30 protein-coding genes and 2 pseudogenes are annotated in these 21,856 nt (G+C 50.9%); 14 read left to right on the top strand and 18 right to left on the bottom strand.

Annotated features, from left to right (window positions below; genetic code table 11):
* Positions 1-18: 18 nt before the first annotated feature.
* Positions 19-1,185: a zinc-dependent alcohol dehydrogenase gene (locus tag C5S61_RS20090; protein WP_110517932.1), complete on the bottom strand. Its 1,167-nt coding sequence runs from the start codon at positions 1,183-1,185 to the stop codon at positions 19-21.
* 552 nt (positions 1,186-1,737) lie between these two features.
* On the opposite strand from C5S61_RS20090, the pseudogene C5S61_RS20085 reads away from it, so the two are divergent.
* Positions 1,738-2,112, top strand: a pseudogene (locus C5S61_RS20085) (LuxR C-terminal-related transcriptional regulator); the annotation flags it as partial.
* Positions 2,113-2,349: 237 nt separating this feature from the next.
* Here C5S61_RS20085 and C5S61_RS20080 read toward each other — a convergent pair.
* Genes C5S61_RS20080 through C5S61_RS27475 form a run of 5 tightly spaced genes read right to left on the bottom strand, consistent with a single transcriptional unit; the run spans position 2,350 to position 5,075 of the window.
* A complete protein-coding gene (locus tag C5S61_RS20080) occupies positions 2,350-2,913 on the bottom strand; it encodes a sensor histidine kinase (RefSeq protein ID WP_338066660.1) in 564 nt (187 codons plus the stop codon).
* Positions 2,914-2,922: 9 nt separating this feature from the next.
* Positions 2,923-3,729 (bottom strand): PAS domain-containing protein, encoded by an 807-nt coding sequence (locus tag C5S61_RS20075; protein WP_110517929.1) that lies wholly within the window; start codon positions 3,727-3,729, stop codon positions 2,923-2,925.
* A gap of 7 nt (positions 3,730-3,736) precedes the next feature.
* On the bottom strand, positions 3,737-4,351 hold the full coding sequence (locus tag C5S61_RS20070) for a CheR family methyltransferase (protein ID WP_164689683.1): 615 nt from the start codon (positions 4,349-4,351) through the stop codon (positions 3,737-3,739).
* Positions 4,345-4,905: a chemotaxis protein CheB gene (locus tag C5S61_RS20065; protein WP_110517925.1), complete on the bottom strand. Its 561-nt coding sequence runs from the start codon at positions 4,903-4,905 to the stop codon at positions 4,345-4,347. Before C5S61_RS20065 ends, C5S61_RS20070 begins: the two co-directional genes overlap by 7 nt.
* 35 nt (positions 4,906-4,940) lie before the next feature.
* The gene (locus C5S61_RS27475; RefSeq protein ID WP_276309114.1) at positions 4,941-5,075 is read right to left on the bottom strand and encodes a hypothetical protein; all 135 of its coding nucleotides are present in this window, start codon (positions 5,073-5,075) and stop codon (positions 4,941-4,943) included.
* Between the two features lie 332 nt (positions 5,076-5,407).
* Here C5S61_RS27475 and C5S61_RS20060 point away from each other — a divergent pair, with 332 nt between their 5' ends.
* The 4 genes from C5S61_RS20060 (at position 5,408) to C5S61_RS20045 (ending at position 8,330) form a co-directional block, all read left to right on the top strand.
* Positions 5,408-5,965, top strand: coding sequence for a dihydrofolate reductase family protein (locus C5S61_RS20060; RefSeq protein ID WP_110517923.1), 558 nt, complete (start codon positions 5,408-5,410; stop codon positions 5,963-5,965).
* A 29-nt stretch (positions 5,966-5,994) separates the two neighbouring features.
* On the top strand, positions 5,995-6,648 hold the full coding sequence (locus C5S61_RS20055) for a class I SAM-dependent methyltransferase (RefSeq protein WP_110517921.1): 654 nt from the start codon (positions 5,995-5,997) through the stop codon (positions 6,646-6,648).
* A 24-nt stretch (positions 6,649-6,672) separates the two neighbouring features.
* Positions 6,673-7,689: a phosphotransferase enzyme family protein gene (locus C5S61_RS20050; RefSeq protein WP_110517919.1), complete on the top strand. Its 1,017-nt coding sequence runs from the start codon at positions 6,673-6,675 to the stop codon at positions 7,687-7,689.
* A 65-nt stretch (positions 7,690-7,754) separates the two neighbouring features.
* Positions 7,755-8,330: a cysteine hydrolase family protein gene (locus C5S61_RS20045; RefSeq protein ID WP_164689681.1), complete on the top strand. Its 576-nt coding sequence runs from the start codon at positions 7,755-7,757 to the stop codon at positions 8,328-8,330.
* A gap of 59 nt (positions 8,331-8,389) precedes the next feature.
* Here C5S61_RS20045 and C5S61_RS20040 read toward each other — a convergent pair whose 3' ends face one another.
* Positions 8,390-8,947, bottom strand: coding sequence for a hypothetical protein (locus tag C5S61_RS20040; protein ID WP_110517915.1), 558 nt, complete (start codon positions 8,945-8,947; stop codon positions 8,390-8,392).
* 141 nt (positions 8,948-9,088) lie between these two features.
* On the opposite strand from C5S61_RS20040, the gene C5S61_RS26935 reads away from it, so the two are divergent.
* The 4 genes from C5S61_RS26935 (at position 9,089) to C5S61_RS20030 (ending at position 11,199) form a co-directional block, all read left to right on the top strand.
* The gene (locus C5S61_RS26935) at positions 9,089-9,262 is read left to right on the top strand and encodes a hypothetical protein (RefSeq protein WP_164689680.1); all 174 of its coding nucleotides are present in this window, start codon (positions 9,089-9,091) and stop codon (positions 9,260-9,262) included.
* Between the two features lie 35 nt (positions 9,263-9,297).
* Positions 9,298-9,618 carry a hypothetical protein gene (locus C5S61_RS20035; RefSeq protein WP_124033475.1) on the top strand — a complete coding sequence of 107 codons (321 nt, stop codon included), beginning with the start codon at positions 9,298-9,300 and terminating at the stop codon, positions 9,616-9,618.
* 50 nt (positions 9,619-9,668) lie between these two features.
* Positions 9,669-9,842, top strand: a complete 174-nt coding sequence (locus C5S61_RS26930) for a hypothetical protein (RefSeq protein WP_164689678.1) — start codon at positions 9,669-9,671, stop codon at positions 9,840-9,842.
* 208 nt (positions 9,843-10,050) lie between these two features.
* Positions 10,051-11,199 carry a hypothetical protein gene (locus tag C5S61_RS20030; RefSeq protein WP_110517910.1) on the top strand — a complete coding sequence of 383 codons (1,149 nt, stop codon included), beginning with the start codon at positions 10,051-10,053 and terminating at the stop codon, positions 11,197-11,199.
* 118 nt (positions 11,200-11,317) lie between these two features.
* Here the strand turns inward: C5S61_RS20030 and C5S61_RS20025 are convergent, their stop codons facing one another.
* The 3 genes from C5S61_RS20025 to C5S61_RS20015 form a co-directional block, all read right to left on the bottom strand.
* A complete protein-coding gene (locus tag C5S61_RS20025; protein WP_110517907.1) occupies positions 11,318-11,803 on the bottom strand; it encodes a hypothetical protein in 486 nt (161 codons plus the stop codon).
* A 244-nt stretch (positions 11,804-12,047) separates the two neighbouring features.
* Positions 12,048-12,530 carry a DUF1579 domain-containing protein gene (locus C5S61_RS20020; RefSeq protein ID WP_110517905.1) on the bottom strand — a complete coding sequence of 161 codons (483 nt, stop codon included), beginning with the start codon at positions 12,528-12,530 and terminating at the stop codon, positions 12,048-12,050.
* A 158-nt stretch (positions 12,531-12,688) separates the two neighbouring features.
* Positions 12,689-13,138 carry an SMI1/KNR4 family protein gene (locus C5S61_RS20015; protein WP_110517903.1) on the bottom strand — a complete coding sequence of 150 codons (450 nt, stop codon included), beginning with the start codon at positions 13,136-13,138 and terminating at the stop codon, positions 12,689-12,691.
* Positions 13,139-13,215: 77 nt separating this feature from the next.
* Here C5S61_RS20015 and C5S61_RS20010 point away from each other — a divergent pair, with 77 nt between their 5' ends.
* Positions 13,216-13,662 carry a hypothetical protein gene (locus C5S61_RS20010; RefSeq protein WP_110517901.1) on the top strand — a complete coding sequence of 149 codons (447 nt, stop codon included), beginning with the start codon at positions 13,216-13,218 and terminating at the stop codon, positions 13,660-13,662.
* Here C5S61_RS20010 and C5S61_RS20005 read toward each other — a convergent pair whose 3' ends face one another.
* Complete coding sequence (locus tag C5S61_RS20005; protein ID WP_110517899.1) at positions 13,663-14,574, bottom strand: helix-turn-helix transcriptional regulator; 912 nt, start codon at positions 14,572-14,574, stop codon at positions 13,663-13,665.
* A gap of 130 nt (positions 14,575-14,704) precedes the next feature.
* On the opposite strand from C5S61_RS20005, the gene C5S61_RS20000 reads away from it, so the two are divergent.
* Positions 14,705-15,649, top strand: coding sequence for an alpha/beta fold hydrolase (locus C5S61_RS20000; RefSeq protein WP_110517897.1), 945 nt, complete (start codon positions 14,705-14,707; stop codon positions 15,647-15,649).
* 48 nt (positions 15,650-15,697) lie between these two features.
* Here C5S61_RS20000 and C5S61_RS27595 read toward each other — a convergent pair whose 3' ends face one another.
* Positions 15,698-15,763: a hypothetical protein gene (locus C5S61_RS27595; RefSeq protein ID WP_369128093.1), complete on the bottom strand. Its 66-nt coding sequence runs from the start codon at positions 15,761-15,763 to the stop codon at positions 15,698-15,700.
* Positions 15,764-15,878: 115 nt separating this feature from the next.
* Positions 15,879-16,265: pseudogene (locus C5S61_RS19995) on the bottom strand (glycoside hydrolase family 127 protein); the annotation flags it as partial.
* 323 nt (positions 16,266-16,588) lie between these two features.
* Here C5S61_RS19995 and C5S61_RS19990 point away from each other — a divergent pair.
* From C5S61_RS19990 to C5S61_RS19980, 3 genes are read left to right on the top strand one after another with little or no spacing between them, the layout of a single operon-like run.
* Entirely contained in the window at positions 16,589-18,277 is a 1,689-nt protein-coding gene (locus C5S61_RS19990) for a tetratricopeptide repeat protein (RefSeq protein WP_164689676.1), read from the top strand.
* Entirely contained in the window at positions 18,278-18,895 is a 618-nt protein-coding gene (locus tag C5S61_RS19985) for a hypothetical protein (RefSeq protein WP_110517891.1), read from the top strand.
* A gap of 20 nt (positions 18,896-18,915) precedes the next feature.
* The gene (locus C5S61_RS19980; protein WP_110517889.1) at positions 18,916-19,317 is read left to right on the top strand and encodes an Imm10 family immunity protein; all 402 of its coding nucleotides are present in this window, start codon (positions 18,916-18,918) and stop codon (positions 19,315-19,317) included.
* Here C5S61_RS19980 and C5S61_RS19975 read toward each other — a convergent pair.
* From C5S61_RS19975 to C5S61_RS26925, 5 genes are all read right to left on the bottom strand, one after another.
* Positions 19,309-19,902, bottom strand: coding sequence for a hypothetical protein (locus C5S61_RS19975; protein WP_110517887.1), 594 nt, complete (start codon positions 19,900-19,902; stop codon positions 19,309-19,311). The two genes, C5S61_RS19980 and C5S61_RS19975, sit on opposite strands and share 9 nt — an antisense overlap.
* Before the next feature lie 83 nt (positions 19,903-19,985).
* On the bottom strand, positions 19,986-20,756 hold the full coding sequence (locus C5S61_RS19970; protein WP_110517885.1) for an MBL fold metallo-hydrolase: 771 nt from the start codon (positions 20,754-20,756) through the stop codon (positions 19,986-19,988).
* Positions 20,757-20,810: 54 nt separating this feature from the next.
* Positions 20,811-21,023 carry a DUF4287 domain-containing protein gene (locus tag C5S61_RS19965; RefSeq protein ID WP_110517883.1) on the bottom strand — a complete coding sequence of 71 codons (213 nt, stop codon included), beginning with the start codon at positions 21,021-21,023 and terminating at the stop codon, positions 20,811-20,813.
* Positions 21,024-21,067: 44 nt separating this feature from the next.
* The gene (locus C5S61_RS19960) at positions 21,068-21,367 is read right to left on the bottom strand and encodes an MGMT family protein (protein ID WP_164689674.1); all 300 of its coding nucleotides are present in this window, start codon (positions 21,365-21,367) and stop codon (positions 21,068-21,070) included.
* Positions 21,328-21,852 (bottom strand): MOSC domain-containing protein, encoded by a 525-nt coding sequence (locus C5S61_RS26925; RefSeq protein WP_164689673.1) that lies wholly within the window; start codon positions 21,850-21,852, stop codon positions 21,328-21,330. Before C5S61_RS26925 ends, C5S61_RS19960 begins: the two co-directional genes overlap by 40 nt.
* Positions 21,853-21,856 lie beyond the last annotated feature (4 nt).

Genomic DNA, 21,856 nt, shown 5'->3' with positions numbered 1-21,856 from the left:
GCTCCTTCTCGCAATAGCTTAGAATGTGATCATATATTTGATACTTTGGTTTTCTTTGGTGCGAAACTGCTCGTAGGCCTCGGGCACGTCGTCAAGGCCGATGCGATGGCTGACGATGAACGAAGGATCGATCTTGCCGCTAGTAATCAGGTCGAGCAGCGGTTCGAGGTAGCGTTGGACATGGGTTTGGCCCATTTTGAAGGTCAGACCCTTGCCAAAGGCCGCGCCAATTGGCATTTTGTCGATCAAGCCACCATATACGCCAGGAATCGAGACCGTGCCACCTTTGCGACAGGCCATAATTGCTTGCCGTAATGCGGTTGGGCGATCGCTTTGTAAACGCACAAATTGCTTAGCTTTATCGTACAGCGCATCAAGGCCATAGCCATGAGCTTCCATGCCAACAGCATCAATACAGGCATCGGGGCCGCGACCGCTGGTTAGGGTTTTGAGCACTTCATCAACATCAGCATCAGCATAATTGACTGGAATTGCGCCAGCGCTGCGGGCGAGTTCGAGCCGTTCAGGAAAACGATCGATTGCAATCACCTGTTTTGCGCCAAGCAAGATGGCTGAGCGAATGGCGAATTGACCGACCGGGCCGCAGCCCCACACCGCAACCGTATCGTTCTCACCGATGTTGCAATTTTCCGCTGCCATATAACCAGTTGGGAAGATGTCGCTCAAGAACAACACTTGATCATCGCGCCAGCCGGTTGGCACTTTGAGCGGGCCAACATCGCCATAGGGAATGCGCACATATTCTGCTTGGCCGCCAGCATAGCCGCCAAACAGGTGCGAATAACCAAACAAGCCTGCTGGTGAAGCACCATAGACTGCTTTGGCTGCATCGGCGTTGGGGTTCGATTCGTCGCAGGCCGACCACAAATCGCGCTCGCAGAAGAAACAGTGGCCGCAAGAAATGGTAAATGGCACAACCACTCGCTCGCCAATTGCTAGGTTTTTAACTTCTAAGCCAACCTCGACGATCTCGCCCATAAATTCATGGCCAAGAATATCGCCCTCTTTCATCGATGGGATGTAGCCATCGTAAAGGTGCAAGTCGGAACCGCAAATTGCGCTAGCGGTGATTTTGAGAATAATATCGCGGGGGTGTTCAATCTTTGGATCAGGCACAGTATCAATTCGGACATCGTGGACTCCATGCCAACAAGCAGCTTTCATCACATACTCCTTCCGTATCTATACGATATGCTGGCAAATCGCAAGATCTGTTCCCAAATGGCTACTTCGTGTGCGACGCGAGGGGTTGGAGGTCAGGGGCTGGGGATCGGGTTCCTAGCTAATGCCACCATTTCCATCTAAACCCCGATACTCAAAAGCCAAGCGCCTAGAGCCAATTTCTCTTCGTGTGCTTCGCGGTTTCTACCCTGACACCTGCTCCCTAACAACTGACCTCTCGCCCCTCGTTTTGCCACCCTTCCGTCCCGCCGCCGGCGTATAGGTTAAAATGTTATGGTGTTTTCTCAATCCCCAACCTTCACCTGCCCCTTATCCTTGTACCCAATCCCCAACCTTCGCGATCTTCGTGGTTTCTCGGTCTAAACCCTGATATTAAAAAGCCAAGCGCCTAGAGCCAATTTCTCTGCGCGGTTTCTTGCGAGGGGTCGGGGGCTGGATCCCTTCCAATGCCACCACTTCCGCTTTTTGGGGATCGCGCTTGCGAGATACATTCCTCCTAAATTGCATTTTTCAACACTCTTGGTTAATCGGCGTGGAGCTTCAGGTTATGTGCTCAAACGCGCCGCCTCAGAAACCTTGATTCAGGCAATTCGGGCGATTGCCATGGGTGGCTTGTATTTTGACCCAGCCCTTACGCCCTATTTAACCTCAACTGAAACGAGTGCATCAATGAATCACTATCCTAGCGAAGTAAACGTATTAAGCGATCGCGAAACGGCGGTGTTGCAACTGATTGCCCAAGGCTATACTAATAAAGAGATCGCCGCTCAATTAGATCTCAGCATGAAAACTGTCGAAACCTATAAAATGCGCGGCATGGAAAAGCTCAACTTGAACAGCAGGGTCGATTTGGTTCGCTATGCGCTGCTCATCGGCTGGTTGCAAACCGACGAAACCATGTCAGGTTAATCCCGACACGCAAGCGGGGATTAACTGACAGACAACTACGAACTACGGTCGTATACTAAACATAATGATAGCAGCCAAGCCAGCGTCATCGTTCACTTGCTTTCTGCACACTCCTTCCCCTACTCGTACAAAAATCCATGTACTGGTTATTACGCCACGAGTCTGCATATTGGAACTCCGCGTTGGTGCCTTGTTCGCATGCGAATAAATTGCTAATGCTGAATTCTAGGGAACTCGCTATGCTCGCCTATCAGACTCCCATCGCCGCACCAGCCCTTGCTTTTCAGTATCGACGCTTCCACCAAGCAAAAGCACGCGCTCCTGAATGCCTTGGATACCAAGGCTTTGCTGCGGATTGGCTTGGATAAATTGCTCGTAGGCAAAGCCAGTGCCATTATCTTCGATGATTAAGCGCAGATGCTTTGGGCTATGGTGAATAACAAGGCTCACTTGGCTGGCTTGGGCATGTTTAATAATATTGGTTAAGGCCTCTTGGGTAACGCGATACATCGTGGTTTCGATCGCTGGTGAAAAGCGCGTCGATAGACCAACATTGAAATGCATTGCTAGCTTGATGTCGGTGCACTCTTGCCATTGTTCATCATAACTGCGCAGCGCCGTCAGCAACCCCAAATCATCAAGCACGCTGGGACGCAAACTCAACGCCAAATTATGGGTTTCATAGCCAAGAACATGCAAATGTTCTTGAATCGCATTCAAAATGGTGCGCGCTTCTGGCATGGCGGTCAAGCTATCGAGCCGCTGTATATCAAGCCGAATTGCCGTCAGCTGCTGGCCAATATGGTCGTGTCATTCGCGCGCTAAATGCTTGCGTTCATCTTCTTGGACGGTAACAAGTTGACGTAATACTTCTTGGCGCGCTTTTTGGGCCTCAACTCGATGATTGATCTCGGTTTGCAAGGCGGCGTTGGCAGCGACCAAGGCAGCCGTGCGCTCCTGCACGCGGGCTTCGAGAATTGTATGCGCCTTGTTGAGTTCCTCTTCGCTTTTGCGCAGCGCCACTTCGGTTAATTTGCGTTCGGTAATATCAATGAAGGTAATCACCACCCCATCAATCCGATCTTCCAATGTGCGATACGGCAGCAGGCGCATAATGTACCAATGGCCATGGCGGCTTGAGACTTCGCGGGTAACTGGAGCCAAGGTTTGAAGCACTTGCTCCACATTCTGCATCAGATCAGCATAGAGCAGTTCATGGGTTACATGGGCCAATGGGCGTTCAAGATCGGCGGGAATCAGGTTGAAAATGCTTTGGACACTGGGCGTAAAGCGTTTAATGCACAATTGGCGATTAAGGAAAATTGTGCCAATTTGGGTTGACGTAATCAGATTTTGCAGATCGTTGTGCGCTTGACTGACTTCTTCAACCTTATGTTTAAGTTCAACGTTTAAGGTCGTTAGCTCCTCGTTAACCGATTGCAGCTCCTCTTTGCTGGTAACCAACTCTTCCGACGCAGCTCGCAGTTCTTCGTTGATTGCTTGGAGCTCTTCGTTGATTGCTTTATATTCTTCCACAGCAGCCTCGTATTGATCAACGGTCGTGCGCAATTGAAAGCGCGTGTGTTCAAGTTCGGCTTCAAGTTCAGTCAGCAACATGGATGAATCACTGTGAGCAAATTCGACGAGAGCCGCCCTTCATCAAAATGCAAGAAACTGCCCATGCTCCGCCCAAGATGGATATTGAGCGCAATCGAGTTGTTGGTTGTGCCTGGCAAACGCTGAAAGATGCGATATTTTTGTCAACCGCCGTAAACAGATTCAGCGAGCCATCAAGCGATTCGGAACTGCCAAGCAGCAAATAGCCGCCAGCGCGCAAACTAAAATGAAAGGCCTGAATCACCTTGGCTTGCGCTTCATGATTGAGGTAAATCAGCAGATTGCGACATGTGAGCAAATCAACGTGCGAGAAGCGTTGCAAACGATCCTCACGAATATCGCCAGCAATCGTCGCTGGGTAAATTGCCTGCCGCGCAATCGTAATTGCATCGTCGTCAATATCGGTTGCAAAAACTTGAATTTTAAGCGGACGATCCATGGTATCGGCAAATTCGCGCAGCAACATGGCAATTGTATAGGCTTCTTCGCCCGTTGCACAGGCCGAAACCCACACCCGAATTGGAATTGTCGCTTGCTTGCGGGCAAAAATCAGCGGCAGAATCGCTTCGACCGCCCGCCAAGCTTCGTGATCGCGAAAGAAATTGGTGACACTAATTAGCAAATCTTGAAATAAGGCTTGAATTTCGTCGCTGCCCGTGGCATTTCGGGATAGTCGGCAGTTTGGGGATCTTGGGCCAGCGTTACGCCTCCTGCCTCTTTAACCCGTTTGATTCCGAGTACGCCATCACTGCCGCTGCCAGAAAGAATGATGGCCGCCGTTGCTCCATTAAAATGACCAGCCAACGCCCGAAAACCATGATCAATTGGCATGTGAATGCCATTAATCGCATCGGCTGGAATGCTATTCAGCAGATTATTGCGAATCTGAATTTGGTGCATTGGCGGCACGAGATACAGCTGATTTGGTGCAAGTGCGATTGCGCCGTGCAAACGAATGCATGGCAGCGCAATCTGATCGGAAATAACATTGTGCAGCTGTTCTTCTGACGGGCCATTGGTGCTGAGAAATAGCATAAACGCCATGGTACTATTGCTGGGAAGTTGGGCAAAAAAGGCGATCAGCGGCTCAATTCCACCGCAGCCTACGCCAATTCCTACAACCGGAAACACCACAGCCTGTTCCGTATCGCGATCAAAAAAAGCATGTGCATCCATCAACGCTGTCGATCCTTTGCTCAATAGTCCATGGATTAGGTTGGTTTACGCAGCAAGGCTAAGCGGACTAATTGTGATTGTTGCTCAACCGCGCGTGCATGCTGGCGCACCTGTTCGGCCAGCGTCAACGAGGCTTGTTCATGCATATGCTGGGCAATATGTTGCAACAAAAAGACTTTTCATCCATTGCTCGAATCGCACTCCAAAGCGAGGCTTCGATGGCCTTGGAAATTTCATCAAGCAGGGTTCTGACTGAGTAGGCATGGCCGGTATGACAGCGAAAGCGCACAATGCCATCTTGCATAATCTGAAACAACACGCCATGGCATTCAGGGCAGATATAGGGCATAGTTCACCAAACAAATAATCCGCTCTTGATCTTGCGTATTATGGCATAGCTCGCAAATTGTATGAGTTGTGCAGTACCTTTAATCATGAGAGGAGTAGAAAAACGCACAAATGTTCGTTATAATAGCCTAGGCTATTTTGAATGGAGCACATCATGGGACTTTTGACCTTCAGTATCAACATTACCTTAGACGGGTGCATCGATCACCAAGAGGGAATCGCCGATGACGAGACCCATGCCTTTTTTACCAAGCTCATGGACGAGAGCGGCGCAATGCTGTGGGGTCGCGTCACCTACGAGTTGATGGAAAGCTATTGGCCAGCGGTCGCTCGCGGTGAAACGGATGCCCCACCGGCGCTGCGCGAGTGGGCGATCAAGCTCGATGCTAAGCAGAAGTATGTGGTTTCCTCAACGCGAACCGATTTCCCGTGGACAAACAGCCATCACCTAAACGGCGACTTGCGCACCGTCATCCAGCACCTCAAGGACGCAACCCCAAATGGTGTGCTGCTCGGCAGCGGCAAGCTCGCGACCGAACTCGATCGGCTGGATCTGATCGATGAGTACAAATTCCTCGTCCAGCCGAGGATTGCTGGCCATGGCCCGACCCTATACGAGCGCGGTTTGCCAAACACCCGAAAGCTCACGTTTATCTCCGCAACACCGCTCCATTGTGGCGCAGTCGCCATGCACTACCAGCGCGCACGCTAGCCAAATTAGCATAAGAGAATGAGGAACGCATGCTAGGACGAATCGTTAATCTTGATGCCCAGTATCGGCGACCGAGCGGCTGGCTGGGGCGCTACATTGGCCGCGATATGGCCCGCGACCACCAGCCAGAGAATCGCTGGACGATCGATGTTTTGCAGGCCCGACCAAGCGACCAGATTTTGGAGATTGGTTTTGGCCCTGGGGTCGCGATTCAAACGCTCAGCACGATCGTCAGCACAGGCCAGATCATCGGCGTGGATTTCTCGCCAACAATGCTGCGAGCGGCGCGCCGTCGCAACGCTGCCGCGATTCGGGCTGGACGGGTACGGTTGCTCGGGGGTGAGGCCAACAATCTTCCTTTTGCAGCAGAGCGCTTTGATCAAGTTTTCAGCATCCACTCGATTTATTTTTGGCCTCAAGCCTCGGTGGCGCTGGCTGAGATCTGGCGGGTACTGCGGCCAAGTGGGCGCTTGGTGCTCACCATTTTGCCACGCGAGCGCTGGAACAGCGACAACCCCGATCTGCCGGTTGGCACGCCTGAGTGTCGCCCATACACTGGAGCGGAGTTGCAGACAATGCTGCACGCCGCAGGCTTCAGCGCCACCAAAATTGTTGCTGACCCCGACCCTGCCCACCGCTCCAACTATTGTGTGGTTGCGAGCAAGGATCTGGCGCAGATGTAGTTTTTTCAGGGAGTAGTGTGAGCGATGCTAGAACAACCGCAACTTGCCGAAACAGCGCTTGTGCAATGCCTTAATTTGGCCTATGGATTGCAGGTGCGCGAGCTTAGCTTTTTGCCGCTTGGAGCCGATGCGCATACAGCGGTCTATCAGGTTGTCACCAGCGATGACACCCCTTATTTTTTGAAGCTCAGACAAAACCACTTCGCTCCAGCCAGTGTGCTCATCCCAAGCTATCTGCATGATGTTGGCATGAGCCAGGTTATTCCAGCCATGCGCACCCAAACCGGAGATCTGTGGGTGTGGTTCGACCCATTTACTGTCGTTGTGTATCCGTATGTTGCTGGATTGCATGGCATTGATCGCCCGCTCTCCGATGAGCAGTGGTGCAAGTTTGGGGCTACGCTCAAAACCCTGCATACGGTGCAGTTTCCAAGCGCGATGACTGCCGACCTGCCACAAGAACAGTTCTCGCCGCGCTGGCGCGAACGGCTCACATGGTTTCTCGCACAGGCGGAAGCCCAATCAACTGCTGACCCAATCGCTGCTGAACTCGTTGCGCTGTTGACAACCAAGGCTGCCGAACTGCACGCAATCATTACGCGAACGACTGCCCTCGCCGAGCAACTTCAGCAACAGCCACCGCCATTTGTGCTCTGCCACGCCGATTGTCATGGCTGGAATCTCTTGGTTGTGGATAGTGATCGCTTCTTTCTGGTTGATTGGGACACATTACTGTTCGCTCCCAAAGAACGAGATTTAATGTTTATCGGTGCTGGCCTGTTTGGCAACGTGCATTCGCCAGCGGCAGAAGCTACGCTATTTTATGAAGGTTATGGTTCAACTCCCGTTGATCAAGCAGCGCTCAGCTACTATCGCTATGAACGTATTATTGAGGATATTGCGGTTTCTTGTGCTGAGATTTTCGATGCAGCAACTGGTGACGCTGATCGCCGCCAAGCCCTTAGCTATGTCCAATCCAATTTAGCACGATTGCGCGGGCACGCCAAGGAGATGAGCAAACAATTGGATAGAAGATATTAAATTCGTACATATGTGCTATACTACACCCAATGTTTCTCTGCTCAATTGCAATAAAGGAGCACCATATGGCAACTATTCGGGAAGGCAACAACGCAGCGCTCGTGGTCGTTGATGTTCAGGTTGGGGTCGTCAATGAGGCATGGGATGGCGCGCGGATCATCGGCAACATTGCCCGCACTGTAGAGCGTGCCCGCGCAGAAAAAATTCCTGTGCTGTGGGTTCAACACACCGATGAGGAACTGCCCACCGATAGTCCACAGTGGCAATGGGTTCCAGAGTTGGTACCAGCTGAGGGTGAGCCACGTATCCATAAGCAATTTAATTCATCGTTTGAACAGACCAGCTTAGCGGAAGAACTTGCGGCGTTGAATGTCTCGCACATTGTGCTAGCAGGCGCAGCAACCAATTGGTGTATTCGGGCTACCGCATATGGCGCGCTTGAACGCGGCTACGATCTTACCTTGGTCAGCGACGGCCATACCACTGGAACGATCGAATTGGAGAGTGGTGTCACAATCGAAGCAGCAGATATTATTAAGGAACTCAATATCGCCATGCAGTGGCTCTCCTATCCTGGCCGCACGAATAGCACGGCCCGCGCTGAGCATGTCAACTTTGCCCAACCTGGCGGCGAGCAGTAGATCTTAGCCCTCTGATCAAATGCTCCACAAAAAATTATGGAGCATTTGATCAGCAGCTGTTATTCCCATTCATGATCATACTTCTCCAGAAGCTCTGTGAGGGTTTGGAACAAGGGGAGTGTTGGATCAATCGCGACCGTACAACTGGCAATTTCTTCCAATCCATTGACCGTTACGATCGTGTAGGTAACTTCAGCCTCATAAATAGGTGCTTGGCAGATGCCGAAAAAGGGTGTGTTTTTGATCGTGGTAAAATCGGTATTCGAAACGGCTGTGGTAATGCTGGCAAGCTCGTCTGCAGATAGGATCGTCGTCTTGATCAGAGTACCATTACTGATCAACGTCAGGGTTCCATCTTTCAAGATCTCGTTTTTTCCATTGCAAATGTACGGCATACTGTCCGGATTCGTCGCAGAGATACAGCGCCCGCCGAAATACGCGATGGAGATGAGAAGCCGTGTCCTATCAACAGTGGGCTCGGCTGTTGGATAGTCGCTGACGATGGTTGGCTCGGCTGTTGGGGGTGCTTCAACAACATCAGTAGGCGTTGGGTTAATGGCACCACATCCGGCTAAGAAGATCATCACGAAGCACAACACCCGATTCAGTCTGTTCATTGTGGTATTCCTCTCTCAAAACCCCTAATGATACGATCACAATTCTAAACTCTATCCTACCATAGTACCAAGCTCAGCTTGTAACGCCAGCGTAACAGCATAGCAGCATACTGCATTCAGCATGAGTACAAGGAGCACGCGATGAATGCAGTTCGGGCAAGACGCGCTACGCCAACGATTAAGGCACTATTTCGGAGCATTGGCGAGCAATTGGTGTTATGGGGGTTGGTAGCTGGCCCAATCTATGGCGTTGTAATGGCATGGCTGTACCTCGTAGGCTTAAACCCGATTAGCCCCTCAGTTTTGGATTATTGATCCTTAGCTTCGTGGTTGGGGCTTTGATTGGTTGCTTGTTTGGAATCATCAATGCAGGCATGGTTTCATTGCTGCTTGCGCTTATTGCGCGGCTAGGGCTGGTTGATTGGCTATCAGTGCGCGCTGCGCCAAATAGGCTGCGCTGGATCTTAACCAGCATCTGTTGTGCTAGCTGGATTCTTGGTTGCTTGAGCGCTTTTTATCTCGACTATGGCTCGCTCCAAATGGCGCTGGAAGGTGTTTTGGTGGCTAGTATTGTGCCAACCGGAGCTGGCATACTTATTTTCTGCCCATGGTTGGTGCTGGCTGGGATTGTGTTTTGGCGACTGCCAAGCATTCTGAATGCGCTGCCCTAGCCATTCGTGCTTTTTTCAGCCATTTGCTACAATACAGCCAAGGAGGCATTATGCAGCTATCAGTAACGTGTGAATGTGGAACAGAGTACGATTTGAATTATGCGGAACATCAGGACGGCGAAATTAGCTTCGATGCCTGCCCCGATTGTGGTGTGCAACTGGCTAGCGAAACCGTGCTGGAGGCAGTCAATGCAGATGGCGACGAGAGCGAACAACTGTATTAATTGCCTTGCCTAGAACAAGCGGGGTTGGTTAATCAGCCCCGCCCATTAGCCAAGCCCCTACAGAGCGTTCAACAATGGAGAAAACAGAGAGTCCACGATTGTTTCTGCATGATCCCCCTAGACTGAGCGTGTTAGAATTGCTATAATGAGACAACCAACTCACCCATCACGCCCGCAGTGACATCTATTCATAAAGAAAAAAGGTCCCATGTTCATCGGCCTCAATACCGTCCGTTGGAAACACCTAGAAAGCGCCTATGGTCATGCCGCGCACTTTCCGCAGTTTCTCCCCGATCTCATCTCCCCCGATCCCATGATCTTTGAACGTGGGATCAAGAAGGTCTATCTCCATAGCATCCACCAATACACGATTTATTCGGTCACGCCCGTTGTCATCCCATTTTTCCTCCAGGCCGCCGCACAGCAGTCCAACGCGGACCATTGCGCAACGTTGCTAGAATGTGCAGCGACGCTCGCATCTTACGGGGCAATGCCAACCGACCCAGCGTGGAAATGGACCAATCCAGAGCCATTAACCCACATCAACCAGCTCTGGGAGGCGTGTCATGCGACGGGTCGGGAGCAGGTGGATAGCGTTTGTACTTTTCTCACCCATCCAGCCGCCAAAGTCCGTGCGGCAGCGTATACCATGCTCGCGTTATTCCCCGAGGAGAGTGACCGATTTCTCGCAGTGGTTGTCGCGGGTATTCAGGCCGAGTCTGATCCGCTGATCGTGGTCGATGCGATCAACAATTTGGCTTGGCTCTGTTTGCGCCGAAAACGCCAAGGACACCAGCTCGTCCACGCAGACCGTGATCTGTTCATGCCCTGGAAAACGCATCCCGACCTCCGCGTGCAGTGGGCAGCAGACAAGGCGCTGCTGTTGCTCAGCGACGGTGCGCCTGCCAACTCCGCACTGCTTGAGCGACTCCTAGAACCGTTGCCAACCTTAAATACCCATCCTGACGATGCTGTGCGCACGCAGGTGTGGGATGCGTGGACAACGATCCTCTTCCTGCCCAGCGATCAATGCACCACGCTGCTGTTGGCCTACCTCCGCCAGCTGTCAGATCCATATTGGGCCTATATGATCGCGCAATGGCTGCTTAGTCAGGTGTTTGCGGCTACGCACTACGATACGAGCAGTCCCATGATATCCCGCGATGACGATGGAAAGCTCATGTATACGCATACGAAGTTTAGCGATCAGCGCTGCCAAGATGCCTTTGCCGCAGCGGCTATACAGCCCATGGATCTCCAGCGGCACGTGGTTCGTGAGGTTCAGGCGGCCATTACGCGCCATGGCATCCAGACCAACCTGTTGGCCTTCTATGGATTGAATACGCTGCTTGATTAACTGACCCGTGGTTAGTATAGCCACACCATGGATTTCTATGTGTTGATCATGGTGTGGCTACGTGTGAACCTCGCTTGTTTACCCACCACCAGCAGCAAAAAATGTGTGATGATGAACCTCATAGTAAATACAACAACCCCAAACCCGCCAAACTATAGACAAGCGTCGAGAGCATAATCCACTTGAGCGGACTATAGCACGCTGGTAGTGCGGTCGCTTGGACGAACCCAAGCAGCAAGCCCCAGAAACCATAGGTAAGTACGTCTTGAAGGATAAATCTCCCTTTATCACCAAATTGTGGCATATATGTCTGTGAGACAGATCTAAATAATGGTTCTAGCCAAAAAGTGGTTATCAACAAGCACAGCGTAAAGACCCCAATACTACCAATGATCCAGCGCAAGCCATCGGGATGGGGCACAAGCAGCCACCATTGCAGCGTAAACAGCAACCCTGTGCTAACCAAATAGAGTGGCCACAACCCATAGCCAAAAATTCTTGTTAGCAGCCAATCGCTGAAGCTGAAATAGCCAAAACTTGTTAAGAGCACAAGCCAATAGCGACAGTGGATGCCACGTTGGGGTGCTGTGATCGAGCTGAACATGGATTCTCCCTTTCGGGCAGCAATGAATCATCGATAGGCGCTGCCTAGATTGAGCATAGCCCTGCGCTGTTACAACGCTGTTACAACGCGTGGCTTGTCAATCCGATTTTCAGCTCCTATCCTTGCCCCAAAGAGATCCATCCTCACTTCCTATCTCTTGTTTTACATAATGATGGTATACGTTGGTGGGAAATGGTGATTAATAGCCGCCGAACATCTCCATTGATGGGTGGCGGCTCTAGAGTTAGCGCGAGAAATCCATAATCCAGTTGGTTTCCCACGTGGCTCCGTCATCGGCGGAGAAAGCTTGTTCCCAGCGCAGTTGATCTGGCGTTACTGCAAACCAGAGGAAGCGGATTTTGATTGGCTTGCCGCGCAGCGTATCGTTAGCATAGAAGGTGCCAACTCCGTCGATAAACTGCCCAACCACTGGCACATCAAGCTGGTCGGGCATGCGCCCATCGAGCCACCAGATCGACCAACTCATGGTTTGAGGATTGAACGAGCGGATCGCAATGGCGCGATACGGCCCTTCTGGGAGATTCAAGAGGTTGTCTTCGACATTGCCATACCCGCCAAGCACGGGCTGAGTGGACATGTGCCCGCTGAATTCAATCCATTCGGTATTGCCAACCAGGCGATCTTTGAGCCGTCGGTGGCGAACATTCCAGTCGCCATGCACAAAATCAAAGTCGGTTGGTGCAGCATCCAGTCGTTCAAGTGCCATTGCAAAAACTCCTCACAGTATATGCAATCCATAGCGGGCAAGCGCCCAGCGTTATCACGATACCAGCACCCGCAGCTTTGGTTAACCGCTTGTGGGCTGAGTTTTCATCGTCGACAAGGCGCTTGACATCCTAAATATGCCTGTTTGCCTGCACCAGCTTAGACATCGAGATTTTCTGGAGCCAGGTTGGCAAGAAACGTTGGGAGGTCAGGGGCGCACCATGAAAAGGGATCGTCGTCCTCGGACGTGTCATGATCCCAAAAAAAGATCTGCTCAGTTGTCTGGCCTGCTAGTGAGATACAGATTACATTCCCGCCTGGGTCACTCCCAATTGGCAACATCGTTGCGGGGATCTCATCGCCGAAAATATCTAGATCGCGGTGAATATAATGGTGCGGATCAGCGGGATCAACCGACGAAAAGACATCTACATGTCCTTCGGTAAACCAATCATCCTTGATGCTAAAGACAATAGGATTTGGTATTCCCCCATTCGTGGTGTGCAAAAACGTGCGATAGGCTTCGGGCAACGGGTAGCCGATTCGTGCTTCTAGTGCTGCAAGTTGCTGATCGGTGGCTGGCGGTCGTACCTGCGAAAACGTTGGCATCAAGACTGAACCTTTCACTCATAACACGAACTATACTATTTCCTTACCAAGCAAGCCTGCTTAAATTAGGAGTAGCCATGATACACCGACTCAAACAATGGTGGCAGCGGCAGCGGATGATTCGGAGTATGACTGCAACCCTCAACAATCATCAAGGCTTTGGTGCACGGGGCTGGGAGGCTAGCTCGACCCTGAGTTTTGCGGCACGAACGGTCTTAGCTGATGAAGTTCTGGCATGGCTGCGCGCCCAATTACCCTATACTGCTAGGCCGTATGGCATGAATCGCTACCAACTGCACCTTTGTTTTGCGCAGATGGCTGGCCAACAACGCACCTTCCTTGCTGATGGCGAGGGTTTTCTTGCCTTCAATCGCTTAGAGAGTGTCGCTATTTTTGAGCAGCTGCATCAGCGCTTAACAACCAGCGACTGGACTGCAATGCCCAGCCTCACGACCCTTGAAGTCTATCTGTTTAGCTATGGTGATCTGCTCAAGCCCATGATCGATACTGATGCCAACCGCTAATCAAGCATAGTTTTGCAGCATTTGCGTGAGATAGCTGCGAAATTCGTCAACATAACTTTGCGGTTCGATCACTTTAATCTGCGTGCCAAAGCTGGCTAAAAGCTGAAAGCCCTGCGGATTCTGCGGCACATACATCGTCGCCAGCCCATAATCAGCAGTGTAGGCTTCAATGTTGCTACGGCCATAGCGTTCGATAATTTGGTCGTGGATGCTCGCTGCGATCAAGGCCTTAATCGTCACGAACTGCGGATGATCGTGGGCGGCATTGGCGTGGGCTGGCCAATCAGCGCGCTGTTCAAACCCGCGTCCATCCATCCTCAATTGGCCCATTCTGGCCAGCTTGAAGCTCCGATAGCCCTGCCGATCAAGGCAGAAGCCTTGCAAATACCAACTTGATTCGCTGAAATGCAACGCATATGGCTCGACGATGCGTTGGCTTACTGCTCCAGCTTTATCGGTGTATTCAAATGCCACAAGCCGCTGCTTTACTAGCGCTGCTTGGCAAATTTTTAATGGTTCACGCAGCTCAGCCCGCCCTTCCCACGCATAAAATGACAGTTGCATGGAACGATTGAGCGCTAATGAACCGACCATGGCTTCGATTTTTTTGATTGTTCGGGCAACCTCTTCGGTGATCAACAGTTGTTGCAATCCAGCCAGCGCAGTTAATATATGCTCTAAATCGGCGCTACTTAACAGGCGTTTATCAACTTTGTAGGTATCCATAATCCCATAGCCACCGTTGACCCCAGTCAGCGCATAGATCGGGATATTCGCAAAGCTCAACGTTTGCATATCGCGCAGGATTGTGCGCTTGGAAACATTGAAGAGCTGGGCAAATTCGCTTGCAGAAACCAGCTCTTTTTGCAGCAAGATCATGGTAATCGCAATCAAGCGCTCGACTTTTTCCATGAGTTCCTTCTTTACCTCATCAAAAACAGTGACATATAGCTGTCATCGTTTGGCTATTATACTCGCGCTATGAGCAGCACGACGTGTTGATTTCCATCAAACACGCTCACTTAGCACCGAAGGAACCCTGATGTTTAATCCAAGCGATTTTCCGAAGCCCAGTTTTATTACAATTAATGGAATTAGCCTTGAAGTTTTTGAGGCAGGCGACCCGCATGGCGGCAAGCCAATTGTGCTTTGTCACGGCTGGCCAGAGCATGCCTTCTCGTGGCGCTATCAGATGGCAGCTTTGGCCGATGCAGGCTATCATGTCATCGTTCCCAATCAGCGCGGCTATGGCAACTCAGCGCGGCCAGCAGATGTAGCTGCTTACTCGATCGCCCATTTAGCCGGTGATCTGATTGGATTGCTCGATCATTATGGCTACGCCGATGCGACGTTTATTGGCCACGATTGGGGCGCAATGGTTGTCTGGGGCTTGACGTTATTACATCCAACACGGGTCAACAAACTGATTAACCTCAGCGTGCCCTACATGGATCGCGGCACAATGCCGTGGCTCGAATTTTTAGAGGCAATTCTTGGCAGCGATTCTTATTTCGTCCACTTTCATCGCCAGCCAGGTGTTGCCGATGCGATCTTCGAAGCGCATACACTACAATTTTTGCGCAATCTCTACCGCAAGAATGTGCCGCCCAGCGAGCCGCAACCAGGCATGGCCTTGATTAATTTGGCCAAAGCTGCAACACCACAGGGCGAGCCGATTATGCATGATGACGAGTTGGCCGTTTTCGTCGCCGCGTTCGAAGCATCAGGCTTTACTGGCGGCATTAATTGGTATCGCAATCTTGACCGCAATTGGCATCTTTTGGCCAATGTAGAGCCTATTATCCAGCAACCAGCGCTGATGATTTACGGCAACCACGATTCTGTCCAGCGTTCGCCAAATCTGACAACCTTCGTGCCCAACGTGGAAGTGCTCAGCCTTGATTGTGGGCATTGGATTCAGCAAGAAAAGCCAGACGAAACCAATCAAGCAATGTTGGGCTGGCTCAAACGCCACGATCCTGCGTAGGCTTTAATAATAATGTGCCCGCCGACCTAATCGGCGGGCACATAAACTTCAGGCCTCAGTTATCCAGACTTGCATTTCACATTCACCACGATTTGCCCATTGGTAATAGGGAATCCAGCGTAGTTGCTTCTGCTGGTAGACTAAAGCGTGATCTGAGCTGAATCCGATCTGCCAAGCTATCTTTGGCTTCCAACAAGAGTTCTGCTTCGCGGGGGAGCGACAGCAAATGCAGGTTATTGCCGTTATCTACTTCTTCAAGACAATAGACAATCGGCCCACGCATCAGCGCGATTTTACCGATGGTTTCGCGTACGAATGGATTGGCTGTGATGCGTTTGATTTCCATGGCAAACGAGCAGGCAATGGTTTCATCAGGGTTCCAGCGCTTGCTGATGTAAAGATAGCCTTGTTTGAACTCAGTAACAGCATCTGCAACCGTGATCGTATAGGTTTTGGCCCATTCAGGGATTCTGAGGGCGAGGGTAAATTGTTGTGGCGCTGGCATCCGTAGGCGAATACTAGCCTCGCCCGCTTGCGGAAAGTGTGATTCAATTTCAATAGCGACTGCATGGCCGTTCATGGTTGTTTGAATCGTCGCGCCGAGATAGAGATGCACAAAGGCTGTATATTGCTAGTGAAGCAAAAAAGTATGTGGTGCAGAAAAACGAATATTTATTAACGATTTGGGATTGGTATGAATTAGCCTATCGCTATACCCAGCAACATGAGCGTGATTCGTAGAAGTACGCTACCTCGATTCAAGCGATTTTGAACTGGCTCAAAGGCCACGATTCTGTTTAGGCTCGAAAGCGGGTAGTATGAAGCTCGAAAGCGGCAGGTCCATGCAGGCTCACTCAAGTTGCAACGGATCTGCCATATATAAAGGAGGATAGGATACCTTTGGATAGCATGCAGATTGACCCCGGTGATTCTCTTTCTATGAAGCAGGCTGTTGTTCACCCAACATCGTTTATTCCGTTTGAGCCAAGCCCTACTTTTATAGGCCGTGCGCTGGAATTAAAAGCCATGGCCGCTGCGCTGATTCCAGCCCAAGCTGCGCTTGTTCTAGTTGGGCCAAGCGGAATTGGGAAAACCAGCCTTGTGACTGCGTTCATCACTCATTATAGCTACTCTTTTCCTGGTGGGATCGTTTGGATCAACTGTGCCAACTCTAATTCGATTGAGCTTCAACTTGCAGGCTCTGCGCAGGAATTATCGATTGATAGGACTGGTTTGGACGGAGACCAACTGATTGAGCAGGTGATTAAGGTTTGGCAATTACCCATTCCACGCCTGCTGATTTTTGATAATTGTGCTGATCCTCGTTTGTTAGCGCAATGGCAACCGCTGATTGGTGGCTGTCGGGTCTTGGTGACATCGCGCTCCGATCAGTGGTCAACCCTAAGCACGCTTCAGCTTGCCATGCTAGTGCCGAACGAAAGTCGTGAACTTTTGCAGCAAGCCTGCCCACGATTAAGCGCTGTAGAAGCTACGACGCTTGCAGCGCATTTGGGCCATTTCCCGTTAACGTTACATGTGGCAGCGAGCTATCTCCAAGTCATTTCTTCACATAACGTACAACGCTATCAACATGGGTTAAGCTTGCTCAAGCAGCAAGAAAGCGTAGTTGCATCGCAGCCATTAGATTGCTGTATAGCCAGCGTACGCTTGACTATTAATCAGCTTGATAGCTTGGCCTTGGGCATGCTCGATTATGTTGCATGGTGTGCCCATGGAGTGCCGCTACCGCGTGCGTTTGTGCTAACGTTTATCGCTGCTGAAACTCCAGTTGATACCGCCGTTGCGACTTTACAACGCTTGCTGGACGTAGGGCTACTGAGCGGAACAAATGCGATCATCATTCATCAAGTAGTGGGAGAGATCGTCCATGCACAGGTAGGCGATCAAGCGAATGCCTTTCACGTTGTAGATCAGTGGCAGACCCAGCTTAATGCTTTAGATGGATCAGCTTATTTTGCCGCAATGCGTTGGGCGGCTCCCCATTTGCAGCAGCTTGCTAGCCGTATGCAGGGCTGGGGCGATCGGGCGGTTGCGATCTGTGCCAATCAACTGGCTGCTTATGCAGACGATTTGAACTGGGATTCGCTTGCAGAGCATTGGTATCGGCAGGCGATACAGGCAGAAGAACGCTCATTGGGCGTTCTGCATGAGCAGCTTGCTACCAGCTTTAATAATTTGGCCGAAAGTTGTATACGCCAAGGCAAAACGCTGGCCGCAATCGACTATGCCCAACGCGCCTATCAGATCAATTGCCAGCTCTTTGGCGAAATTCATGAGACCACGATGTTTCACTCGCTTAGAGTGGGCCAAATGCTCAGCACCCATGGCTCGTATCATTCGGCTCAAGCTTGGTATCGCCAAACCTTAGCGATTTTAGCGCAGCTTGATCCTGCAGAACACATCAGCACTATCCTTGAAGCGAACCTTGCTCTGATTGGGCTTTTGCAATCTGATGGACAGACAGAAGATGCCCACCATATCTATCAACAAGCTATGCATATGCTCCATCCCTTCCCAATTACCAAAGATATGGATGCCTATTGGGATCAATTTCAAGCGTTACAAGCAACGCATCCCAATCAGACCGATCAAAGAATGGATTCTTAATTGCCAAATACCACGCTCCCATTGATCAATCAAACCCAACTTCATCAGGAGCTAGCGCTCCGTCAAAAGCAGCTTGCAGAACGCCGAAATTATGGTCGCATCGAGCAGGTTGCGCGCTGTCTCCACCTCTTAAATGATGAATCTGCAAAGCCTTTATTTTGTGAGGCAGCGGCCTTGCACGAAACCGTATTCCGTGAACCGACCAGTTTTGATACTTTAACCAGAGCAAATCTCTATCGTTTAGGTGGCGAAAAGCACCGAGCACAGCGCTGGTTTCAAGCAACAACCCAGTATGTAGCGACGCGGCTTGTGCGCTACCCGCGCAATACGACTGAGCTTACAAAAGCAGCGATTGGCTGGTATTTTCTCGGCGACTATGATCGGGTTCAGGAATGTATTGATCAGATTCGCAACGACCCTGATGGTGCTGGCGGAATAGAAGAATGGTTGACAACGCTGATGCAGCTTGCTACTGCGCCTAATCAGCAGCAGGCACAACAATTTGTTACAACAATCGAAGACTATATTCAACGGCATCAGGTTAGTTTTTCCGATACTGGGTCGGTAACGATTTGGGATTGGTATGAATTAGCCTATCGCTATACTCAGCAACATTAGCGTGGATAGGAATCGCATTCATGGAGAAAATTCATTTTTTGGCGCAAGCAGTTGGTATCGATTGGATTGATGATGACATTTTAGCAATTGTTTTTGCTGATGACCCTGAGCAGCCTTCAGAATATCTCGAATTGCAACGCAGCTTTGAAGAGCCTGATGCACAGGACATAGCGCTGGGGATGGATACCTATTGCCTCAGTACCGCAGCGGGGGCTACGACCTATGGCGGGATTACGAGGTTTGTTATTCGTGGCAACCAATGCAGCATCGATCTAGCGCCTAGTGCAGCAGCAGAAATTGGCATAGCGCAGTATCAAATTGAGCTAAACCTTGCAGCCGACGATAGATCGATGCTTTATGAGCATATCCGCCAACTTTTTCAGGCTGCGCCTTCGGCTCCACAGACGCTGCTTCTAGACTAAAGGATCTGGATCGTGCTCCCATGGCCATGGCTCGTCAACCAACTGTTGCGCCCATGGGGTCATGGGAATGATAATAAACACCAATGTTCCCTCAAGTGCCTCATGCACCATTTTCACCCCATACCAACGCAGATCAATCAGGATCTGATAGAGCACAAAGCTCTCTGCTAGCTTCTTGAATGGAACCTCCCAATGCTGCTGCGTTTCGTCCCAGAATCCTCGTCGCAGCAGGATTCCTTTGATAAACGAGCGGCGTGGGCCAACGACCACTGGGTCAAACTGCCAGCCGTCTGGGAACATTGTATAATCTAGGAGCGCATGATCACCATACCAGCTTGCGACATGCGCTGCCAGATCGGCAGAACACCAGGCCCAATCGCGCTCAACCAGCAGAGCATGACAGCCAAGGTGTTGATGTAAAGCCGTTAGTGCTTGGACAAAGATCGCTCCCATCCGAGCTTTTTCGGTTGGCCAAAGCATATCGACAGCATCGCCGTATTTGCTATCGTTGGATTGTGGACGACCAGAGAGCATCCCCAAGATGCAATAGTGCATTGACAACGGGCCTTGGAGCAGCGGTACCATCTTCATTTCTCCTGCAAAAAATGTGCTATGCAACCACGCTCCGAGCATTTTGCGACGATGGCTGAATTGCTCACTGGTGATGATCAGCTGGGTGTTGATTCACCCTCGAATACCAGCACCGCTCCATCGTTGGGAATAAGCAGTTGAGTCTCAGAAATTCCGGCAGCATTGGCAGCAATTCGGAGATCGGCGCGCGATACCTGCCCATGATCAAGCGAATCCAGATGAACGGCAACAACCGTACTTGCAGTCGCCGTCTGACACAGCGTGATGGTTTGCTGGGCATCCATCACAATCGGAGTTCCCGCCTCCCAAATCGCCCCAGAAGAATGGGTTACAATGACGCTTGGCTGAAATTGCTCAATCGTTGTTGCAACATCGGCATACCATACACTATCGCCAACCCAATATAGCGTTGGCTCATGGGGAGCCGACAATACAAAACCAGATACCTGACCCATGCTTGCGAGATCAGCGCCAAACCCATGCTGGCCCGCCACCAGCGTAATCCGCATACCCTGCCATTCAACGACTTGATCAACCGGAATAACGTTGTGAAACCCATAGCTTTGAATACGTTCAGCATCAACTGGTTGACAGAAAATAGGAATGTCCTTGGGCAGCAGCTGTTGCGCTTCAGCGTCAAAGTGATCCGCATGCAGGTGGGTCACCAACACCGCCTCGATGCCCTCCACAATCGCTTCTTTTGGCAACGGCAAATCAACCATCGGATTGCGTGAACGCCCAGTAAACGAATCACGCGCATGGCGTGGCGCAAAATCAGGATCAGCAAGCAATGTGTGCTGGGCATAGCGAAGGCGCATAGTAGCATTGCGCAGCAAATGAATTTCCATCGACGTTCCTCATGAGTGATACAGGAGCGCAAGACCGCCCCCTAAAGGTTCGGTTTATTGCTGTTGCGCCCGATAATAGGCAACCAGTGCATTCGCATGGCCATGGCCCATTCCATGGTCGGTCTTCAGCGCAGCAACCATCTGCATATGGGTTTTGTCTGCCATCGCAGCGAGAATCGTCATCCAATGATCGATCGGGTGGCCATAGGTTTTCTCGATTGATGGAAAATACGATGCTGGGCCTTTGACTGCTGGTTCCTTCGTCATATATGTCCTTTCTGAATCGCTATTCGTGAAGTATCGCCGATGGTTTAGCTATTTCCACGCCACCCATAACGCTGAAGATCGAGTTGATACGAATGCGGTTCAATGCTATCAACCAGAACCACCGCAATACCCTCAGCACGTAAGGCATCTATTTGGCTGGGAATATAGTGCGGCAGCAGCTGACCTTTGGTATCGACGACCCGATGAATTGGATACTGCTCAGGATTAGTTTTTTGCAGATACTGTGGAATAACTCGCATAAAGCTGTTCGCTACTCCCATCCCTATTACAATTTCTTTGTAGCTTACAACCTTACCATAGGGAACCGCAGAAATAAAGTGCAAAAATCGGTTATACGGTATAGGCGAAAGCGGCAGCGTCTGCGCGCCAACAACAACCGAATCGCCACAACGCAATCGCCACAACGCAGCGCGCCACCGACAACAACAGTGCCTAAAATCCCGCGTTTGCCGACAATCTGCTTAAGCGGCGTGCCAAGCACATGGGCGATGCGCTTACAAGGTTCACAATGAAAGCTAAGCCGAATTTGCACGCTCTTACCTAGATGCAGGACTGCGCCAGGTACAAATTCAGTTTCTGCCAGCCCTGCGAGCACGATATTTTCCCGCAAATCGCCTGGGTGCAACTTGAAAGCATCAAGATCTTCGCGCCGTACGAGGAGAACTTGACGGGGACTCAAGGGATGGCCTTGGCAATCACCAGCAATGCCATAGCCTTGCTGCATTGTCATGCCTAAAGCGCTTCCATCAACCAACGCTTGCCCCTTGGCTGGTTTGAGAAAGAGCGCCTGAATCGTTGCTTGCGCCATCGCA

The organism is Herpetosiphon llansteffanensis (genome assembly GCF_003205875.1).
GTDB lineage: Bacteria > Chloroflexota > Chloroflexia > Chloroflexales > Herpetosiphonaceae > Herpetosiphon > Herpetosiphon llansteffanensis.
The sequence above is the reverse complement of the archived record's forward strand: the minus strand, read 5'-3'. Positions and strand labels throughout refer to the sequence as shown.

Bases quoted from the DNA above. Each gene is read 5' to 3' on its own strand.
- C5S61_RS19965 (WP_110517883.1), bottom strand. From the start codon at position 21,023: ATGACGAAGGAACCAGCAGTCAAAGGCCCAGCATCGTATTTTCCATCA.
- C5S61_RS19970 (WP_110517885.1), bottom strand. From the start codon at position 20,756: ATGGAAATTCATTTGCTGCGCAATGCTACTATGCGCCTTCGCTATGCC.
- C5S61_RS20010 (WP_110517901.1), top strand. From the start codon at position 13,216: ATGATACACCGACTCAAACAATGGTGGCAGCGGCAGCGGATGATTCGG.
- C5S61_RS20045 (WP_164689681.1), top strand. From the start codon at position 7,755: ATGGCAACTATTCGGGAAGGCAACAACGCAGCGCTCGTGGTCGTTGAT.
- C5S61_RS19975 (WP_110517887.1), bottom strand. From the start codon at position 19,902: ATGGTACCGCTGCTCCAAGGCCCGTTGTCAATGCACTATTGCATCTTG.
- C5S61_RS19990 (WP_164689676.1), top strand. From the start codon at position 16,589: ATGAAGCAGGCTGTTGTTCACCCAACATCGTTTATTCCGTTTGAGCCA.
- C5S61_RS20065 (WP_110517925.1), bottom strand. From the start codon at position 4,905: ATGGATGCACATGCTTTTTTTGATCGCGATACGGAACAGGCTGTGGTG.
- C5S61_RS20075 (WP_110517929.1), bottom strand. From the start codon at position 3,729: ATGTTGCTGACTGAACTTGAAGCCGAACTTGAACACACGCGCTTTCAA.
- C5S61_RS20030 (WP_110517910.1), top strand. From the start codon at position 10,051: ATGTTCATCGGCCTCAATACCGTCCGTTGGAAACACCTAGAAAGCGCC.
- C5S61_RS20040 (WP_110517915.1), bottom strand. From the start codon at position 8,947: ATGAACAGACTGAATCGGGTGTTGTGCTTCGTGATGATCTTCTTAGCC.
- C5S61_RS20020 (WP_110517905.1), bottom strand. From the start codon at position 12,530: ATGGCACTTGAACGACTGGATGCTGCACCAACCGACTTTGATTTTGTG.
- C5S61_RS19980 (WP_110517889.1), top strand. From the start codon at position 18,916: ATGGAGAAAATTCATTTTTTGGCGCAAGCAGTTGGTATCGATTGGATT.
- C5S61_RS20050 (WP_110517919.1), top strand. From the start codon at position 6,673: ATGCTAGAACAACCGCAACTTGCCGAAACAGCGCTTGTGCAATGCCTT.
- C5S61_RS20005 (WP_110517899.1), bottom strand. From the start codon at position 14,574: ATGGAAAAAGTCGAGCGCTTGATTGCGATTACCATGATCTTGCTGCAA.
- C5S61_RS20000 (WP_110517897.1), top strand. From the start codon at position 14,705: ATGTTTAATCCAAGCGATTTTCCGAAGCCCAGTTTTATTACAATTAAT.
- C5S61_RS20090 (WP_110517932.1), bottom strand. From the start codon at position 1,185: ATGAAAGCTGCTTGTTGGCATGGAGTCCACGATGTCCGAATTGATACT.
- C5S61_RS20055 (WP_110517921.1), top strand. From the start codon at position 5,995: ATGCTAGGACGAATCGTTAATCTTGATGCCCAGTATCGGCGACCGAGC.
- C5S61_RS26925 (WP_164689673.1), bottom strand. From the start codon at position 21,852: ATGGCGCAAGCAACGATTCAGGCGCTCTTTCTCAAACCAGCCAAGGGG.
- C5S61_RS20025 (WP_110517907.1), bottom strand. From the start codon at position 11,803: ATGTTCAGCTCGATCACAGCACCCCAACGTGGCATCCACTGTCGCTAT.
- C5S61_RS26930 (WP_164689678.1), top strand. From the start codon at position 9,669: ATGCAGCTATCAGTAACGTGTGAATGTGGAACAGAGTACGATTTGAAT.
- C5S61_RS20015 (WP_110517903.1), bottom strand. From the start codon at position 13,138: ATGCCAACGTTTTCGCAGGTACGACCGCCAGCCACCGATCAGCAACTT.
- C5S61_RS20060 (WP_110517923.1), top strand. From the start codon at position 5,408: ATGGGACTTTTGACCTTCAGTATCAACATTACCTTAGACGGGTGCATC.
- C5S61_RS26935 (WP_164689680.1), top strand. From the start codon at position 9,089: ATGAATGCAGTTCGGGCAAGACGCGCTACGCCAACGATTAAGGCACTA.